Origin of the sequence: Paenibacillus sp. FSL L8-0436, from assembly GCF_038593025.1 — a bacterium.
Classification (GTDB): Bacteria; Bacillota; Bacilli; order Paenibacillales; family Paenibacillaceae; genus Paenibacillus_AQ.
The window spans coordinates 3,217,142-3,234,511 of the sequence record NZ_CP151955.1 but is presented as its reverse complement, the minus strand read 5'-3'; the positions used below and the strand labels follow the sequence as shown (position 1 = coordinate 3,234,511).

The window sequence follows — 17,370 nt, the reverse complement described above, 5'->3', positions numbered from 1 at the left end:
CTTGTTGTAAGGCCCTCTTAGTATATCTGCGGCAGATTAGCAGCCTATTGCTGCTCTGACTTTACACACAACGAAGCAAGAGCCGGCCAGAGACGCGGGCTCTTGCTTCGTTATTTAGACTCCCTCCGGTTTGTTCGACGTACTTGCGGAGGTTCACAGCCCGCAGTTGCCATAGCTGAACGCACCGCTAGGCAATACCGCAGCCTTCCCCCTATTGCTCGGCACGGAGGACAATTTTACCAGCTGCATGATGGGTTTCACTTTTTTCATGCGCCTGCCTGATTCCTTCTTCGTTCAGCCAGAAGGTACTGTCAATTACCGCCCGCAGTTTGCCTTGATCGGCAAGCTCCGCAAGCTTCTCCAGCTGACTGCCGCTGGGCTCCATCATGAATTGAACGCCGGTGACTTGGTATTTCTTCTGCAGCTCCTCATCGGGTTTCTCAACAAGAGAGACCAGCCTGCCGCCGGGTTTTAAAATCTCAAAGCTTTTACGCTGGAGATCCCCGCCCATCGTGTCCAGCACGAGGTCATAGTCTGAGAGGACCTTTGAAAAATCTTCTTCTTTATAATCAATAAAACGATCGGCACCGAGCGATTCCAGCAGCTCCTTGTTCCTGGAACTGGCTGTTGAGGCCACTTCTGCTCCAAAATGTTTAGCCAACTGGATGGCAAACGTGCCGACCCCGCCCGAACCGGCGTGAATTAGAACCTTATCGCCTTCTTTAATCTTTCCGTGGTCAACGAGCGCCTGCCACGCTGTCATCGCTGCCAGCGGCACGGCTGCAGCTTCTTCAAAGTTGAATGCTTTAGGCATCTTGCTCACCACATCCGCATCTACCGCGATATACTCGGCATAAGTGCCGAAATCACGCGGACGTGCAAAGACACGTTCATCCGCCTTAAACCGGCTTACATTCTCGCCTACCTCAACGACCACACCGGCGGCATCTCCGCCTAATACTAATGGAAAATCACCAGTGGCAGAGCCCATAGCACCTTGCCGAATTTTAAAATCCACCGGATTTACAGATGTTGCCCTCAGCCGAATCAATACCTGATTGGGTTCAATCACCGGCTTGGGAATTTCTTTGCCCACCAATACTTCAGGTCCGCCAAATTGTTCAATCACTACTGCCTTCATGCTTCGGATCACGCCTCTCTTCAAGAGAATATCTTCCTGAACCAAATCCAGGTTCCTTATTGATTACCCTCCAGACCTGATTCTGCCACAATTTGTTGTTTATCCGTATAATGTATCAAAGTGTAGTTTTGGAGAATTAGGCAATAATCCGCTAACAGTGAAATAATCCTTTGGAAAATAGATGCAAAATGTGTATCCTAATGAGTATAGTCTTCTATGCAACTATAATCTGAAGGTTCGGAGGAGAATTTATTGTTATTTGAACATACTTTGAACGGGTGGGATTCCTGGAGCAGCGTTTTCCAATCGAAGGAAGCCTTTTTCCCTTTAGCCAATGCGATCTTCCATAAAGAAGGTTTACCTTTGGCAGAATCCTTAGAGAATCTTCCTCCAGGCACCAACGCAGTCTTCAAAGCTAATGAGCTAATCATTAAAATCTACGCCCCCATACAAACTAGTATGGATACGCAACAAGACTACGCCACTGAACTGGCAGTAATGGAATTTGCTATGAATCATAATATTTCCATCCCCAAGATCATCGGGCACGGTGAATTTATGGACAAGTATTTGTTTCGTTATCTTATTATGGATTATGTACCTGCCGCATTTTCCATTCAGGAACTTTTATTAGCTTCTTCATCCGAGAAGAAAGAATTTGCAGATCACATCAAACAGATCTCTGTAAAACTCCATCAGCCGGCGCAAAACTTGCTGCCCCGTATTGACCTCAGAAATCAAGACAACCGAATGAACCGCATGGATGGGTTGAATCCGAATCTCATCAAAGAGCTGGCAAGATACGCTGAGAACCTGGATTATGATGAAGTGGTTTTGGTACACGGTGATATCACGAGGGATAATCTGATCATTGGTACTGATCGCTCCGTTACGCTAATCGACTTTGCAGACTGCATCATGGCTCCGGCCTATTACGAGCTGCCTGCAATCATATTTGAATTGTTCTTATGCGATCAAGAGCTGGTGGCGGAATATATCGGTGAAGAAGACCGGGAATTGTTCCCGGATGCACTAATTAAAGGCCTTTCTATTCATCTTTTCTGTGGTTTCATCCTGAAGGATTATTTCGAAAGAATTGACATCCCAAGAGATAGTGTAGCAAGCATAGACGAATTAAGGCTGTTGTTGCAAAAACAGTTGTTTCCACATTAAACAAGGAGGTTTGCAGAAAATGAGTGAAGTAGAAAACGCCTCGGGTTGGGACGCTATAGACGCGGCTTTACAGAACATCTATGGAGACCAAGAGCCCAAACACTATGGAACTATAATTCCGTATATGCTGGGAGGCCCTGATCCCCTGAATGGCATCAGTGTGTATGAAGTGAAAGAGCCTGTAGCCCATTGGCATTTTGTTACCTACGGGTTCTCAGAGCTTTACGATAAAGTGAGCAGTGATCCTGAATACAGCGGTTATGGGTTTGAATTGACCTTCAGGCTGTCCAAACCAGACAACGAAGATGAGCCCCCGGCCTGGGCATTGAATCTCCTTCAGAATATGGGGAGATATGTGTTTGGCAGCGGCAATATCTTCCGGTCCGGTGATTACATGGACGCGAATGGACCTATTTGTCAGGGAGCAGATACGCTTCTGACTGCCCTCTCCTTCATTGCCGATCCTCAGCTACCGGAGATCGAGACCCCGAACGGGCGGGTGGAGTTTCTGCAAATGATCGGCATTACGCAAGAAGAGCTGCTGGCTATGCAGGTCTGGAATACGCTTGGCGTTCTTTCGGCAATCTCTGAGCATATACCGCTCTATACAACTAATCTGCTGAGAGATTCGCTGCTGAGCCTCCCTGCGGTTTCTGAAGCCGTTCGGATTGGTAATGAGACGGAGGGTTCAAATACCGGAATTCTCTATGTTGATCAGTTGTCCTGGAATCCTTCACCTGCCGGGGGCATCTCCAAGACATTGACCCTCGGCGCAAAGCAGGCTGAGGTTGTTGGTAAATTGCTGCGGGGAAGAATCTTGAAAAAGCGTAACTTGACCTTATCCGGCCCGGAGACCCGGATCGTCTTCGAGCCGGGTGAGGCCAGAGAAGTACATGAACAAGAGGATTCAGTCACAATTAAGCTTGATCCTGCTGCGGCGACAGCAATTGCCCAGCTGCTTACCCCGGTAGCCGGAACTTTCGCGGTTCCAGCTTGGCCGGAACTCATTGTGAGTATCGTACCTACCCATATCAAAGACAGTGAAGGAAATATCGTCGAAAGTATCGGATAAGCCCTTTAAAGATTTGAAGCGCTAAGAGGCTTTAATGCTTTTTTTGAGAAAGGCTTCAATTTCAGGAGTAAGCTTCTTTATCTCTCAAACACCCTTCAATAGAATTACACTCGGCCCTTTGGCTCTACTTCATAGGTGGATCGCAGTGCATAATCACTACACGTTTACCCGCATTCCCCCCGCTGTAATCGTCTTCTCCCTGCCGGATCACACGTATATTTATTCTGCGGCGGGCGCAGAATAAAAGCTATCCATTGCATAAATATAACACCTTTTGTTAGTTTCATAGAAATTATTGATAGGCCATCAAAAAAGAATTGATTGGCAAAAGGATGTCAGGTTTTAGTAAAATTCTTTTAAATTCTTAGTAAACGATGGATTAACCATATCCACTATACAGACAAGGAGTGTTCATCAAGTGTCTACCCTTACACCGGAAGCCTCAGCTTCGGCCGAAAGTTATGTACGGCGTATCTATGAAGAGGTCAAACGCCGCGATCCACAGGAACGCGAGTTCCATCAGGCTGTCAAAGAAATTCTGGATAGCCTAGTACCCGTGCTGGCCCGCCACCCCCATTACATGGAGCATGCCATTCTGGAACGGCTGGTTGAGCCGGAACGCAGCATTTCCTTCCGTGTTCCCTGGAGTGATGACTCCGGTCAGATCCGCGTCAACCGCGGCTACCGGATCCAGTTCAACAGTGCTATCGGACCTTATAAAGGCGGCATTCGTTTTCATCCATCCGTCTATTCGGGCATTGTCAAATTTCTGGGCTTCGAGCAGATATTCAAAAATGCTCTGACCGGCCTGCCGATCGGAGGAGGCAAAGGCGGTGCCAATTTCGATCCCAAGGGCAAGTCGGACCGGGAAATCATGGCCTTCGCCCAGAGCTTCATGACTGAGCTGTACCGCCATATCGGTCCGGATACGGATATCCCCGCAGGTGATATTGGTGTCGGCGCGCGTGAGATTGGCTATATGTTCGGGCAATATAAACGGATTCACGGGGGCCATGAAGCAGGTGTGCTTACCGGCAAAGGTTTGTTATACGGCGGAAGCCTGGCGAGAAAAGAAGCTACAGGCTACGGTCTCGTTTATTTCGTGCAGGAAATGCTGGCCGCGCAAGGACTGGACTTCCATGGGCAATCCGTCGTCGTTTCCGGTTCAGGCAACGTTTCGATTTATGCCATGGAAAAAGCACAGCAGCTCGGTGCACTCGTTGTCGCCTGCAGCGATTCCGCCGGGTACATCTATGATCCGAAAGGCATCAATGTCGATACCGTCAAGCGCTTGAAAGAGCAAGACCGGCTGCGGATCAGCGAATATGTTAAAGAGCATCCCCATACGGTATATACGGAAGGCAGCACAGCCATCTGGACCATCCCTTGCCAGATTGCCTTGCCTTGCGCCACCCAGAACGAGCTGGATGAAGAGGCAGCGCGGACGCTTGTAGCAGGTGGGGTGAAGGCTGTCGGAGAAGGCGCCAACATGCCGTCTACACTGCCGGCCATTGATTACTTTCTGGAGCATGGAATCCTGTTCGCACCGGCCAAGGCAGCCAATGCCGGCGGTGTAGCCGTATCAGGTCTGGAAATGAGCCAGAACGGAATGCGGCTGTCCTGGGCCTTTGAAGAGGTGGATGAACGGCTGCGGCAGATTATGAAGAACATTTACCGCAGCGCTGTCCGGGCAGCAGATGAATACGAAGTGCCCGGCAACTTAGTGGCCGGTGCCAACATCGCCGGCTTCCTGAAGGTAGCCGACACTATGCTGGCCCAAGGGGTCGTCTAAGACTGACAGGCTGCCTGACTACTGCTTAAAGAACATTCTTAAAAACAGCTAACAAAAAGACGTGCCGCAACCCGGCACGTCTTTTTGTGATGATACTTTCAGCTTGCCTATGAGTGCATCGCGCCTGATCTGTCTGTGCTGCTGTTACAGCAATTCGCGGCGCAGGACTTCCGCAGCTTTCGGGGAAAGATATCCCAGCGGAATATCGAATACCGTCTTCGCCCCAACAGCCCCTTCATTGCTCAACCGGTAGGCGGCTCTGGCATAAGCAATAAGTACGCTGGCCGTAAACTCGGGATTGCTGTCGAGCTTCAGACCGAATTCAGCAATTTGTTTGCTGCCGTTGCCCGTGACTGCGCTGCGGATAACAAATCCGCCATGCGGCATGCCGGAATGTTCTGCGGCAAGCTCTTCTTCTGTAATAAACGTCACCGTCGTATCATAGTCGGCAAAATAATCAGGCATGTCTGTAATGGTACGCCGTACGGCTTCCTGATCTGCCCCCTCTTGCGCTACGACGAAGCAGTCGCGGCGGTGCTTCTCGCGGGTGGACAGCTGCGGCGTCTCACCGGAGCGAATACGTTCAATTACTGCCTGCACCGGTACAGTGTACTGGACTCCTGCCTTGACGCCCGGCACACGGCGGATCGCATCGGAATGCCCCTGGCTGACTCCGGTACCCCAGAAGGTATAATCCTGTCCTTCCGGCAGCACGGCCTGCATTAACAGGCGGTTCATGGAGAAGAGTCCAGGGTCCCAACCAGTGGAAATCACACCGACTTTTCCGCCCTCTTGTGCAGCGGCGTTTACCTTTTCATAGAAATCCGGAATCTTTGCATGGGTATCAAAACTATCCACCGTATTAAACAGCTTCACCAGCTGCGGCGTCTGATCCGGCAGATCCGTCGCCGATCCTCCGCATAAAATCATTACATCGATTCGGCCTATGTACTGTTCAACATCGGAAAGGCGTTCTGTCAGGACACCAGTTTCCTCCGCCAACGGGCCGGGATCCCGGCGTGTAAAGATGGCGACCAGCTCCATATCCGGATTTTGTTGAATCGCCTGCTGTACCCCTCTTCCCAGATTGCCGTATCCTACAATACCTACTCTAATGTTGCTGCTCATGATGATCCTCCCCTGCCGGATAATTCCGGGTAATTTAATAACTTTAATTACAAGTATATATACATCACATGAAATGTAAACATTTTTCAAGAAATAGGATCGGATAATACCTATACTTCCTTCTTTTATTTTTCCGCAAATTCATATACGATTAAAGCTTGAATCCAATAATTATAACATCCGGAGGAACCATCATGGCACGACCGTTATTCGCCCGTCTGCAGGGGAACAGCCGGGGCTGTCTCGCATTTGAGCCTTTTTTCCTGATCCCGTTCAGCATGTTCTCTACCTACGCAACCTTGTATATGTACGAGCTTGGCGTTACGGAGATGAACATCGGCTGGATCACAACAATTGGACTTATCGTTCAAGTTTTGTCTTCTTTTATCAGCGGCTATTTAACAGACCGGCTGGGCCGCAAGCGGGCGATTTTATATTTTGACCTGCTTAGCTGGAGCTTGGCGACGCTGTTGTGGGCATTCTCGCAGAACCTGTGGTTTTTTGTGGCTGCTGCCTTCATCAACGGTTTTCAGCGTGTGCCGCATGTTGCTTTCTACTGCCTGATTGTTGAAGATACCCGGCCAGCCGACCGTACCTACGTGTTCACACTGCTGCAGATCATCAGTGTCATCGGCGGCCTGTTCGCACCGCTCGGCGGTCTGCTCGTCGCCCAGTACGGAATGGTGCAAGGCGTAAGGATTATGTACGTTCTAGCGTTTATCCTGATGACGTTCCAGTTTGTCGGCCGGCATCTGACCACCCGCGAAACCGCAGCCGGGCTCCAAAAAAGACAGGAGACGCGCGAGCTTGGGCTAAAGCAGAGCCTGATCGAGTACAGCGGCGCTTTCCGCGAGCTGTGGGCTGACAGCAATCTGTTGCTAATCTTCGCCGTGTACATCCTGTTCAACTTCCAGGCCACATTGAAGACGACATATCTGTCTCTTTATCTGGCAGACTATTTGCGGCTGGACAACGGCATTCTGTCGCTCTTTCCGGCTGTGTCCTCCGTCATTATGCTGCTGACGCTCTGGCTGATTATGCCTAAAATTCCGGAGCAGGGTGCGAACCGCTCCATGATGGCGGGGTTTGCGTTGTCTGCTTTATCAAGCGTCATGCTTGTGCTTTACCCGTCATCCAGCCTGCTCTGGATCGGCCTTAGTACCATCCTGTCGGCTGTGGGGCTAATGATCAGTTCGCCTTATCTGGAAACCGCTGTCCAGAATGCCATCGACGATGATAAACGCGCCAAGGTCTTTTCCATGCTGTCCGTGCTGATTCTTCTCTTCACCTCGCCTGCGGGCATTATCGGCGGATGGGCTTACAAGCTGGACCCGCGGATTCCGCTGTGGCTGGTTACCGCCGCCTTTGTCCTCTCCTATGCTCTGCTGCATCTATACCGCAAACGAGTCAGCAAGCAGGCTATAGGCTCGGCGTCCTAATCAAGTAAAAGAACCACCCAAAGAAGCCGTGTTCAGCCCGGCTTCTTTGGGTTTTCCTATGCAATTGTATGTTACATTTACTTTTTCAGCAGCATTCCCGCGGTAAACTCGGCCCACTGCGGACTGTTGAACGCCGAACATAATCCCTCTTTTTGAAACCAGGAAATATCGTCGGCCAACCGCTGCGGAGTAATTTCCACTCCACTCGCAGTGAGTTCCCGAATGAAGGTCATTGTCTTTTCAACTTCATTAGCTTTGATATAACAATACAGGCAATCCATAGCCAGCTTAGGCTCCTCCTTGGACGCCCTCTCCAGATAAGTCCCCCAATCATACCAGCCCTCTTCACTTAAGTCTCTCTGGTTCTCAATTGGCGGGTAGGAGGAAAAAGAGGCGTATTCGTTCTCCTTCTTAAATCCAAGTCCCTCCGCGATGGCCCGGGAGCCGGCATTGGATGAGACGCACAACCATTCAACCCTGCTATACCCTTTGTCAAAACAAAGCTGGACGACACCGGAAACAACCTTCTTGGCCAATCCCAGCTTTCTAAACGGACCATCTGTATGAATTCCCACTGCGATGGCGTTTCCTGCGGAGCAGTCACTTAAGGACCAGCTGACAATTTGATTCTCCTTACGGATATAGCAGCCGCAGCCACCTTCCTCAAACCGTTCTTCACTTCCCCAGGCTTGGGCCCACTCCAAGATCCGGTCTGCATTGCCGTAATTTTGTTGCTTCAGATCTTTCAGGTTAACGGGCTCCATGACATAACCTTCAGGAAGCGACAACTCCGGTTGTATGAACTCCCTGCTGCTGAGACTGTATTTATACCTTGTATACTCTCTAATGAATCTATTGGGGTGAATGGCTGGGATCTTGTCTCGCCACTCGCCCGAATCGGGGGTTACGTTATCCCAAAAATCCAGCTCTTCAGTAATTTCTTTATTAAAATCGGTGTCGCCTGCATTGCCGGCAAGCAAAATAGTCTCACTCGTCGCAATAAGTACAGCATCCGGATGTTCCGCTGAATTCACTTTTACCTCGCCCGGCATTTCTCCGTTCAGCACTGAAAATACGGACAACTCGTTCTGACTTTCCACAAGATGCCTTACCTTATTATATTCTTCTTTGTTCAAAACAATCATAGTTTAATCCTCCAGATCTGCTGTCAACTGCAATGATTACATAATATTCATTTTCAGACCCCCATCCATATTTTACAAGGGATTGTTTGGTTATAACTAATAAATCCAGCCCCGGTGTAGGCTATCTGTCTGCTTTCTGCTGAGTGACAAACCCGGAGATCGAGTTTAAATACTCGGAATTGGTCAATTTCCCGGGTGCAAAAAGAGCCGTCATCACGGTCAGCAGCTGTGAATCCGCAAGCGGTTTATTCATCATGGAGTGGTCGGCTTCCGGGATTTTGACTACTGTCAGCAGTCCGGCTGAAATCTCTTTCCGGTAGACTTGCTCTGTTTCTTCCACATCCACGTTGATATCCTTGCCTCCCAGAACAAGCAATACCGGTGAATTAAAATAGGTTAATTCTGCGGTAGCGTCAGACTGGACATTTTTGCTGATAAAGGTCCATCTCTCTTCCGTGATGAGATGTTCAGGATCGGCTATGCTCAAATACTCCTTGTAAGAAGCCCCTGCCTTAAGCAGGTTCAACACTTGCTGATTGTATTTTTCTTTTTGAATGATTTCCTGAGTACTTATGCCGGCCTGCTTCATTTCCTCCATAGTATTGAATTGACCTTGAGTGATCCAGTTTATAGCCGGTGAGACGAGAATGCTGAAAGCAATATGGCGGTTTTCTCTCACTACCTTGGGTATGACCCATCCGGCTTGACTGGCCCCCCATAAACCGATGTTATCGGCATCAACCATTGATAACGTTTGTGCCCATTCTATTGCATATTGAATCTCCTGTGCCCGGTCCTCCATACTCTGATCCAGCCAATTGCCCGGAGCACCCCCGATTCCAGGCTTGTTCAGAGACAAGGAAGCATATCCGTTAGTTGCCAACACCTCCCATAAAGGCCTGTATCCTTCTTCATGATCGGCATTAACCGGGCCGTCTCCATGGACAAAAACAACAAGCCCGACCTTTCCGGAGTACTCCTCCGGCAGCACCAAAGTTCCCGTTAAGATGCCTTGCGGCGTTTCAATCCGCACGCTCTTTTCAGTCATTTCATAGTCATTCTGATAGAGTATAAACAGAACAGCGGCAGCGATCAGGCTGCCCATGATCCATAATGTCATTTTCATCGCTTTCTTCACGTGATGTTCACTCCCTGCATGTTATTACACTCGATTCCCAGGTCATTAAATGCCAGGCTGGTTCCCGGAAGATTAGATGCCTGAGCACATTGTAACGGGTCCTCCTGATGCCGAATGACAGCTTGCGATAAAGCTGGACCGCTTGAGAATTGCTGCATGAAACATGCAGTGAAAGCACTTTGCACCGGGATTGTACAGCCATATTCTTGGCATAATTCAGCAGCTGTTGTCCGGCCCCCTGATTCCGCTCCCTGGAACTGACAGCTAGATGTTCAATGTAGCATTCGGTTTCATGCGGAGCATAGCTCAGCGCACCCAGTCCTGTCACCAGCTTCAGAACCTTTGCGGGGCCATATTGTCTGATCAACTGGACTAAATTCACCTGACTCTGCGGATTATTCCGGGGTTCTGAAGGCTTCCATTTTAAACAGAGCACACCGGCGATCTTCCCGTCTTTTCGGGCAACAAATTGTTTAACAGATGCATCTCCGCAGTCAAAGGTCCAAAGCTTCATTAATAATTCAGTCATCTCTCGATCGCTCAAATGAACAAGGGCTTGAAATTTACTCCGGAAAGAGTCAACCAGCAGCTCGCACACCTGCTCATGATCATCCTCATGAAAAGGCTCAATCTGAAACTGGGGTGGATGCATAGTTTTCAGTCTCCCTTTCCGATAAGCCCACTTTGGCTTGGATTTGATAATGCAGCTGCTCGTTGCTGAACATGGACAAATAGGACTTTTCAATCACCACAATTTGACCTTGGCGAGTATACCCATGTTCTTGTATATATTGTTCCAGCTGCAAAACCTCTTGTTCGATCTCTTCCTCTTGATACACAGAAAAGTTCTTCAGCAGATATTCACCTTCTTCAAGCACGTAATCGGCAGGTTCCATGGTCTCATAACATATCCTGATCACTCCGCCACCTGTTAAGTAATGCAGATCCTGTTCATACAAATCCGGAGGAGCGGGTCGGTGTTCATACAATGTTCCGGCAGTAAGCACTTGATGCTCATCAAGAGACAGCCAGTGTCTCAAATACCGGGGACCCAAAGAAACCATCACAACTTCCTGATCACGTCCCTCCATTTCCGCCTGTTCACTCAATACCTTATGAATGAATTGTTCCAGCTTAACCAATCTGTGGATTTCTTCCTGAACTTTGGTCAGCGACTGTTCAAAAACCTGCTTGTACTGACTGCCGGAGTATGAAGTGAGACATTGCTCGATCTGACTAACCGGAATATTCAGTTTGCGCAGCAGCAAAACATGGGATAGCTGATAAATCTCATCGATCCCATACATCCGGTATTGATTGTCTTCTGTAAATGCCGGGTATAGCACGCCCTTTTCTTCAAAATAACGCAGCTGATGAACCGAAACGTTCATTAATTGTGATAATTGGCTAATCGTAAGGGTATCTCTCATATACGGGGCTCCTTTGTCTCTTTTGGATATCTCCACTATAAACCTTAGGTCTGACCTAAGGTCAACCGAAACATACAAAGATATCACCCAACTCTGCGCATAACGCACATTCAACAGCAAACAGCCCCCCTCCCAAAACTGGCAGACGGGCTGTTTTTGAAACTAATATTCAAAGGTTTAAATTATGGCAGATACACCTCAGAAATGCCGGTAACAAAATCATCCTTGTACGTAACTTTGCATAAGGGCGAATGGTCAGAGTATTGATTGAGAAATTCAATAAATCCCTGCTTGGTTACGTCTTTATAAGAGCCCCAGTTCTCCTGGTCAAGGAGGCTGTACTTCGTTTCAGCTGTTACTTTCATAAGGTCTGTAAATGTATATTTGTTAAGAATATAGAATCCGCCCGGCAAGTTTTCCTCCGTAATGTTCAAATCCTTAAACCGCGCAGAATCCTCAAGTGTCAGCCACTCAACATTGTCAAAATCAAAGGATTCACTGTCCAAGCTGAAGTTCAGAACATATCCTAAAGTAGTGCTTTCCGGAGTGACGGCAAAGTCTGCTGCTGTTGCATTATAATCCACCTCAAGCTTATCCTTGGCAACCGTTGGCCCGATAAACGTTTTGATATACCGAATGGCCACCTGCTGAGGATCAAGAAGCCAGGCCTCTTCCCCCTGATCAGCTTGTGCCTGCAAACGGTCATAATATTCTGCAGGCGGGAGATCACTTTGCGGCGTATGATAGTACTCATGGCCACGGGTATCCTTCCAGCGCTCAACGGCCCAAATTCCTTTATCTCCTGCTTTCACGGGCTGTGATAATAACAGTTGGCTGGTCTCCCCTAGGGTGAGCGGAAATTTGACCAGAATATGCTTCCCGCTATAGGTCTCATGAGGCAATAGCTGTTTGCCTTCGAGGAACATACGAAGTGCGGTCTCCCGCCCGGCAATTGTACTTAAATCATATTCTGCGCTCCGGAATGAGCCTAGGTAATTTGGAGACCCCTCTTCATAGGAAAATACCAGTATCGGATCGCCCATGCTTCCCTTTTCGGTGATCATTCCGTCTCTCATTTCGCCCGTCAGAGGCACTTTATCCGGATCATCAGGCTTCAGGCGATATTCCAGCTGCCAGATTTGCAAAGAAGCAGGTAACAGCCCGTCAACCTCTGCCAGCTTTTCAAACTTCTTAATGCTGCTGTCCACAATTTTGAATTTATTCGCCTCGTTACTAGCATAACCCGCAATTTCCTCTTCAACGAACTGCTTGGCATAATCCCGTTCAGTTAATGTGCTTGGTTTCGGATTGCTCATAAGACCCACACTGACTGCAGCAATGGCAATAATAACAAGGATCACTACCCAGAACGCGGGTTTCCTGTAGTTCAGGATATTGAGAATACGTCCTTTCGTATTATTCTCACCAAAGGCAAGCGGTGAACCGCCTATGAACCGTCTGCCCGCCGAAAGTGTTAAAAGTGAAGTGGAATAATCCTTTTTGATGCCGCTGCCCAGCTGCCGGATGACACTTTCATCGCAAGACAGCTCCATATCCTCGCTCATTAGAACAAAAGCTATCCAGACCAGCGGATTAAACCAATGTATGCATAATACAGCAAATGCTAAAGGTTTGATCAGATGGTCAAGTCTTTTGATATGCACCTGTTCATGTTTCAGAATATACCCCCGCTCATGTTCTCCAAGCTCTGCCGGAAGATAAATCTTGGGCCTGATTGCCCCGAACACAAATGGGGTTGCGAGTCCCTTCATCTCGTAGATATTTCCGCTGATCTGCTGTGCAGGTTTCAAGCTCCGAACTAACCGGACCGTTGCCCTAATGCTGTAGAGGAGCAGCACCATAATCCCAAACAGCCATACATATTGGCCCGCAAGCAGCCAGATATTCGTATCGGCAGCAGTACTTGTATCCACCACAGATGCAGCGGTAGCGGCAGGTTCAGCCAGCAGGTTATTTAATGCTTGCCCGCCTCCTGCTAATCCGCCTGGAATCTGGGGCGGCTGTGTGGCGATCCGCTGAAGCGGAAGCTCCTGCGCTTTGGCAGGAATCAGGCTAAATACACTTTCGAAGGAGAACGGGCATACGAGCCGGAACAACACCACTGACCACAGGGCATATGAAAAAATTTTGGGAACTTTTCTAAGCAGCAGCCGGGCCACAATTACAAACACGATGACGTAGCTGCCGGTAAGGCTCATACTCAAAAGTTGCGAAAACAGCGATTCCACCGCTATTCCTCCTTATGATCCTGAATCACTTTAAGAAACTCGTCAATCTCTGTGTCGCTCAGTTTACGGCTCCTTGTGAATGCGGCCAGAAACTTCGGCAACGATCCCTGAAAGGTCTCCTCTACAAACTGCTTGCTCTGCTGGGCATAGAAATCATCTTTGGAGATGAGCGCTGCCACCACACCCTCTTTGTTTTTAAAAATCCCTTTGCTCTCCAGACGTTTCAGCATCGTATAGGTCGTCGATTTTTTCCAGTTCAGTTCAGATTCGCATAGCTTCACGAGGTCACCCGACGGGACAGGCTCATGGCTCCAGATGAGGTCCGCAAATTTAGTTTCCGTCTCTGTCAGTCTGATTTTGTCCATTTTACAGAACTCCTTTGAGTCTACAATCTGTAGACTAATGTAGTCTCAGTTTACAACTTGTAGACCATTCTGTCTACCAGAAGTTCCACTTTTTAACACATGCTATATTTGGGGCAGTTTATGCCGGAGCATATTCAAAGACTGGCCTCCAGAGAGTTTAAGCATTATGTTAACAAAGAACAATTTCTGTTCACAGGCACACCCTACTGGGAGTAATCACACACAAAAAGCAACATACGTTCTCTTTATTTGCATCACATGGTATAATTCATCCAAATATATTAGATTCGCTTGGAGGTTAATTATGCGGGATTCAATCTTAGAGGAAAAGCTGGAGCATCCAAAAATCTACAGAAACCTGGCTAAGCTGAACAGTCTGGAAATGTTTTATCTGGATACACGAACGGAAGGTCCGGTCATTCTTTGTCTCCACGGCAGATGGGGCAGAGCAGAAACGTGGGTTGATTTCATGCGGCATTACGGCAAACAGTACAGAATTATCGCCCCCGATCAAAGAGGTCACGGACTAAGCAGCAAACCTGTATCCAAGTATACGGGTGAAGAAATGGCCGGGGACATTATTGAACTATTGGATCATCTGAAGATCGATTCGATCATTCTGGTAGGCCATTCTATGGGCGGGAGGGTAGCCGGATATCTGACAGCCATGTACCCAAATTACATACAAGCCTTAGCGATATTGGATAAATCCCCAGCCGGGCCTGCCACGCCAAGCCTGCTGCCACTGGATCAGCTACCATGTGTTGAGCCTGTAACCAAGGACTGGCCGCTGCCCTTCTCCAGCCTAAACGAATCGATGGACTATATCCGGCAGGCCATGGAATCGGAGCTTAGCTATCAATATTTCATGAACAGTCTGATCGAAACCGTCGATGGATACCAGATGATGTTCAGTCCCCAGGCGATGGCCGCCAACATTCATTACAATGCAGATTGGTATCACCTGCTGCCGGAGATCAAGTGTCCCGTTTTACTGATTAGAGCTAAGAACAGTGAGGGCGTACCGGACGAGGATTATAACAAAATGCAGTCCCTGCTCACCAATTGTCATGCCTATGAAATGTCCCATCCCGACCATAATGTGCATCTCAGCAACAAGGAAGAGTTTTACGCCTATATGGATAGATTTTTAGGTCAACTTTAAGCAACCGGAATCGTAAAGAGGATCAGGAAAGTTCGCCGTCGGCGATCTTCTCTGATCCTTTTTTCAAACGATTATATAAGTTAAACTTTGGTTTTACCGAGCCGGCATAGAACGCAACTGCGGTGAATATTTGGACTTCCAGCCGCTGTTGTCCCCAGATTTCTTGATTTATACCGCCATTTGCGGTTGAAATCCGGAGACAAAGGCGGTCGCTATCGCTCCTACAGTTCCAAAATTCCCCTCCGTTGCTTTAGCCTCTTGGTAGTTCTTTAGTTCAACTCATATAGCGTATCTAAACAAACCTTACTCCTGTGTCATCCACTCTATCAATATTTGATTAAACAGCTCCGGTTGTTCAAACATCGGATTATGTCCGCTGTGCTCGAAGATTACCTTCTTCACATGGGGATATGTCTCGTCGATAGTCTCCCATAAAGAAACAGGTCCAACCAGATAATCATATCTTCCAAGCCCGATAAAAACCGGCATGCTGACATCCTTCAGCATCTGCAGCAGATTCATCCCGGCAAATACCTCGCCCCACAAATAATCCATAACCGGCATATTCGTTTGTACCTGTTCCCACATATAGGCTGCATCAAAGGAATAGTCGTAGAAGCTCTGTGCACCCATTCGAATACACATGTGAACGAAGCGGCGTTCCGGGTCTAGCCTGATGTCGCCTTCTAGCAGAGCCATATCCTGTTCGAATCCTGTCTTTCTCTCCAGACTTGCAGTCTCATTGAAAAATGCAGCGCTCTGACTTTGCCTTTCCCGGCTATTGCTTGGCGCTGAATTCAGCAGAATTACTTTGTGAACCTGCTCCGGATATTTCCTGGCATAAGCCAGCGCCATAAAAGCATGCCCTGAATGCCCCATTATGACCACATCACTCAGGCCAAGCTGCTGCCTTGCGAGCTCGAGGTCATCCAGCACCCGGTCCAGCCGGTACTGCTCCGGCTTCAAGGCTGCAGACGGACTGGCAAAACCTCTATGATCAAGGAATATAAACTGAAATTGTGCAAATAACTCTGCCGAGAAGAGTTGCGGATAATAGACGCTGCTGCCTATAACCAATATCTTTGGCCCGGTTCCTTGTACAACATAATTCAGTTTAACACCGTCATTGCTTATCACTTGTCCTCTGTTCATCTCATAATCATCCTCATTTCATTTGTTTTTTTTGCGCATCCCTCCTTTCCCTTCCTGAACCCATGATATTTTCCATTGAGCGTTCCAGCACTCTGCTCACCCCTATACCAAATCGTTGGCGCAAATTTATGCGCACTTGTATTATTATACCATCTCCAGTCAAAACAGTTGCCACCAAGGGAAACCCTGTGTTATGTATGTAAGGAATTGAAAACAGAAAGGAAGCATCGGGCTGTGGGGACTATTCTGATTATTGAAGATCATGAGGATATCAATCTAATGCTAGCCGAAGCATTAAAGGATGCGGGATATCAGGTGAAATCACTATTTACCGGCGCTGACGGATTAACAGAAATCAAGAATACGCGTTATGATTTGATTTTGCTGGACATTATGCTTCCATTCCTAAGCGGGGATGAGCTCCTTAAAGAAATCCGTGGTATTTCGGAAACACCCGTGATCATAATTTCCGCCAAGGATAAGGTGGGTACGAAGATCGACCTGCTAAAGCTGGGGGCGGATGACTATATTACAAAACCCTTTGACTTAGGCGAAGTTGTGGCACGGGTAGAATCGAATCTGCGGCGTTCACAGCAACAGCAAAAAATTCAGTTCCGGTATAAAGATCTGTCACTGGACGACCAGACTAAACGGGTTACGGTAAATGAAAGCGAAATAGATCTGACTGCCAAAGAATATATGATCCTGGAGCTGCTGCTGAAGCATCACGGCAAGGTGTTCACCAAGGCGAATCTGTACGAAACGCTCTGGCCGGATGATGATGCAGGGGATGAGCAGACGGTCAAAACTCATGTCAGCAATCTGCGCAGCAAGCTAAAAAAAGCAAACCCGGCTATAGAATACATAGAAACGGTATGGGGCCTCGGCTACCGCCTGTACAAGGAGTAGATGCTGTTCCCTGTAGCTTTCCGGCAGTTTTTCGACTGTTTGTATCCGCTTAACCTTTTCTAAACCTGCCGC

At 48.2% G+C, this 17,370-nt stretch carries 15 protein-coding genes; 6 read left to right on the top strand and 9 right to left on the bottom strand.

Annotated elements, in window-relative coordinates; genetic code table 11:
• Positions 1 to 211: 211 nt before the first annotated feature.
• Complete coding sequence (locus tag NSS79_RS14805) at positions 212 to 1,165, bottom strand: NADP-dependent oxidoreductase (RefSeq protein WP_342439912.1); 954 nt, start codon at positions 1,163 to 1,165, stop codon at positions 212 to 214.
• 228 nt (positions 1,166 to 1,393) lie between these two features.
• Here NSS79_RS14805 and NSS79_RS14800 point away from each other — a divergent pair, with 228 nt between their 5' ends.
• From NSS79_RS14800 to gdhA, 3 genes are all read left to right on the top strand, one after another.
• Complete coding sequence (locus NSS79_RS14800) at positions 1,394 to 2,314, top strand: phosphotransferase (RefSeq protein ID WP_342439911.1); 921 nt, start codon at positions 1,394 to 1,396, stop codon at positions 2,312 to 2,314.
• Positions 2,315 to 2,333: 19 nt separating this feature from the next.
• Positions 2,334 to 3,386, top strand: a complete 1,053-nt coding sequence (locus tag NSS79_RS14795) for a suppressor of fused domain protein (RefSeq protein ID WP_342439910.1) — start codon at positions 2,334 to 2,336, stop codon at positions 3,384 to 3,386.
• A 418-nt stretch (positions 3,387 to 3,804) separates the two neighbouring features.
• Positions 3,805 to 5,178 carry an NADP-specific glutamate dehydrogenase gene (gdhA, locus tag NSS79_RS14790; protein WP_342439909.1) on the top strand — a complete coding sequence of 458 codons (1,374 nt, stop codon included), beginning with the start codon at positions 3,805 to 3,807 and terminating at the stop codon, positions 5,176 to 5,178.
• Positions 5,179 to 5,322: 144 nt separating this feature from the next.
• Here the strand turns inward: gdhA and NSS79_RS14785 are convergent, their stop codons facing one another.
• Positions 5,323 to 6,306, bottom strand: coding sequence for a diaminopimelate dehydrogenase (locus tag NSS79_RS14785; protein WP_038591021.1), 984 nt, complete (start codon positions 6,304 to 6,306; stop codon positions 5,323 to 5,325).
• Positions 6,307 to 6,500: 194 nt separating this feature from the next.
• Here NSS79_RS14785 and NSS79_RS14780 point away from each other — a divergent pair, with 194 nt between their 5' ends.
• Complete coding sequence (locus NSS79_RS14780) at positions 6,501 to 7,745, top strand: MFS transporter (protein WP_342439908.1); 1,245 nt, start codon at positions 6,501 to 6,503, stop codon at positions 7,743 to 7,745.
• A 77-nt stretch (positions 7,746 to 7,822) separates the two neighbouring features.
• Here the strand turns inward: NSS79_RS14780 and NSS79_RS14775 are convergent, their stop codons facing one another.
• The 6 genes from NSS79_RS14775 to NSS79_RS14750 all read right to left on the bottom strand — a co-directional run bounded on the left by NSS79_RS14775 (position 7,823) and on the right by NSS79_RS14750 (position 14,072).
• Positions 7,823 to 8,890: a GNAT family N-acetyltransferase gene (locus tag NSS79_RS14775; protein ID WP_342439907.1), complete on the bottom strand. Its 1,068-nt coding sequence runs from the start codon at positions 8,888 to 8,890 to the stop codon at positions 7,823 to 7,825.
• 121 nt (positions 8,891 to 9,011) lie between these two features.
• Positions 9,012 to 10,028 (bottom strand): alpha/beta hydrolase, encoded by a 1,017-nt coding sequence (locus tag NSS79_RS14770; RefSeq protein WP_342439906.1) that lies wholly within the window; start codon positions 10,026 to 10,028, stop codon positions 9,012 to 9,014.
• A 7-nt stretch (positions 10,029 to 10,035) separates the two neighbouring features.
• Positions 10,036 to 10,680, bottom strand: a complete 645-nt coding sequence (locus NSS79_RS14765) for a GNAT family N-acetyltransferase (protein ID WP_342439905.1) — start codon at positions 10,678 to 10,680, stop codon at positions 10,036 to 10,038.
• Entirely contained in the window at positions 10,655 to 11,458 is an 804-nt protein-coding gene (locus tag NSS79_RS14760) for a MerR family transcriptional regulator (protein ID WP_342439904.1), read from the bottom strand. Before NSS79_RS14760 ends, NSS79_RS14765 begins: the two co-directional genes overlap by 26 nt.
• Positions 11,459 to 11,640: 182 nt before the next feature.
• Positions 11,641 to 13,707: a M56 family metallopeptidase gene (locus tag NSS79_RS14755; protein WP_342439903.1), complete on the bottom strand. Its 2,067-nt coding sequence runs from the start codon at positions 13,705 to 13,707 to the stop codon at positions 11,641 to 11,643.
• 2 nt (positions 13,708 to 13,709) lie between these two features.
• Positions 13,710 to 14,072: a BlaI/MecI/CopY family transcriptional regulator gene (locus tag NSS79_RS14750; protein WP_342439902.1), complete on the bottom strand. Its 363-nt coding sequence runs from the start codon at positions 14,070 to 14,072 to the stop codon at positions 13,710 to 13,712.
• Between the two features lie 304 nt (positions 14,073 to 14,376).
• Here NSS79_RS14750 and NSS79_RS14745 point away from each other — a divergent pair, with 304 nt between their 5' ends.
• Entirely contained in the window at positions 14,377 to 15,237 is an 861-nt protein-coding gene (locus NSS79_RS14745; protein ID WP_342439901.1) for an alpha/beta hydrolase, read from the top strand.
• 303 nt (positions 15,238 to 15,540) lie between these two features.
• On the opposite strand, the gene NSS79_RS14740 is transcribed toward NSS79_RS14745, so the two are convergent.
• Positions 15,541 to 16,389, bottom strand: a complete 849-nt coding sequence (locus NSS79_RS14740) for an alpha/beta hydrolase (RefSeq protein ID WP_342439900.1) — start codon at positions 16,387 to 16,389, stop codon at positions 15,541 to 15,543.
• Between the two features lie 234 nt (positions 16,390 to 16,623).
• Here NSS79_RS14740 and NSS79_RS14735 point away from each other — a divergent pair, with 234 nt between their 5' ends.
• Positions 16,624 to 17,298 (top strand): response regulator transcription factor, encoded by a 675-nt coding sequence (locus NSS79_RS14735; protein ID WP_342439899.1) that lies wholly within the window; start codon positions 16,624 to 16,626, stop codon positions 17,296 to 17,298.
• Positions 17,299 to 17,370 lie beyond the last annotated feature (72 nt).

What these genes read in the sequence shown, in the direction of transcription:
- NSS79_RS14795 (WP_342439910.1), top strand. Translation starts at nt 2,334, where the DNA reads ATGAGTGAAGTAGAAAACGCCTCGGGTTGGGACGCTATAGACGCGGCT.
- NSS79_RS14785 (WP_038591021.1), bottom strand. Translation starts at nt 6,306, where the DNA reads ATGAGCAGCAACATTAGAGTAGGTATTGTAGGATACGGCAATCTGGGA.
- NSS79_RS14780 (WP_342439908.1), top strand. Translation starts at nt 6,501, where the DNA reads ATGGCACGACCGTTATTCGCCCGTCTGCAGGGGAACAGCCGGGGCTGT.
- NSS79_RS14775 (WP_342439907.1), bottom strand. Translation starts at nt 8,890, where the DNA reads ATGATTGTTTTGAACAAAGAAGAATATAATAAGGTAAGGCATCTTGTG.
- NSS79_RS14765 (WP_342439905.1), bottom strand. Translation starts at nt 10,680, where the DNA reads ATGCATCCACCCCAGTTTCAGATTGAGCCTTTTCATGAGGATGATCAT.
- NSS79_RS14760 (WP_342439904.1), bottom strand. Translation starts at nt 11,458, where the DNA reads ATGAGAGATACCCTTACGATTAGCCAATTATCACAATTAATGAACGTT.
- NSS79_RS14750 (WP_342439902.1), bottom strand. Translation starts at nt 14,072, where the DNA reads ATGGACAAAATCAGACTGACAGAGACGGAAACTAAATTTGCGGACCTC.
- NSS79_RS14745 (WP_342439901.1), top strand. Translation starts at nt 14,377, where the DNA reads ATGCGGGATTCAATCTTAGAGGAAAAGCTGGAGCATCCAAAAATCTAC.
- NSS79_RS14740 (WP_342439900.1), bottom strand. Translation starts at nt 16,389, where the DNA reads ATGAACAGAGGACAAGTGATAAGCAATGACGGTGTTAAACTGAATTAT.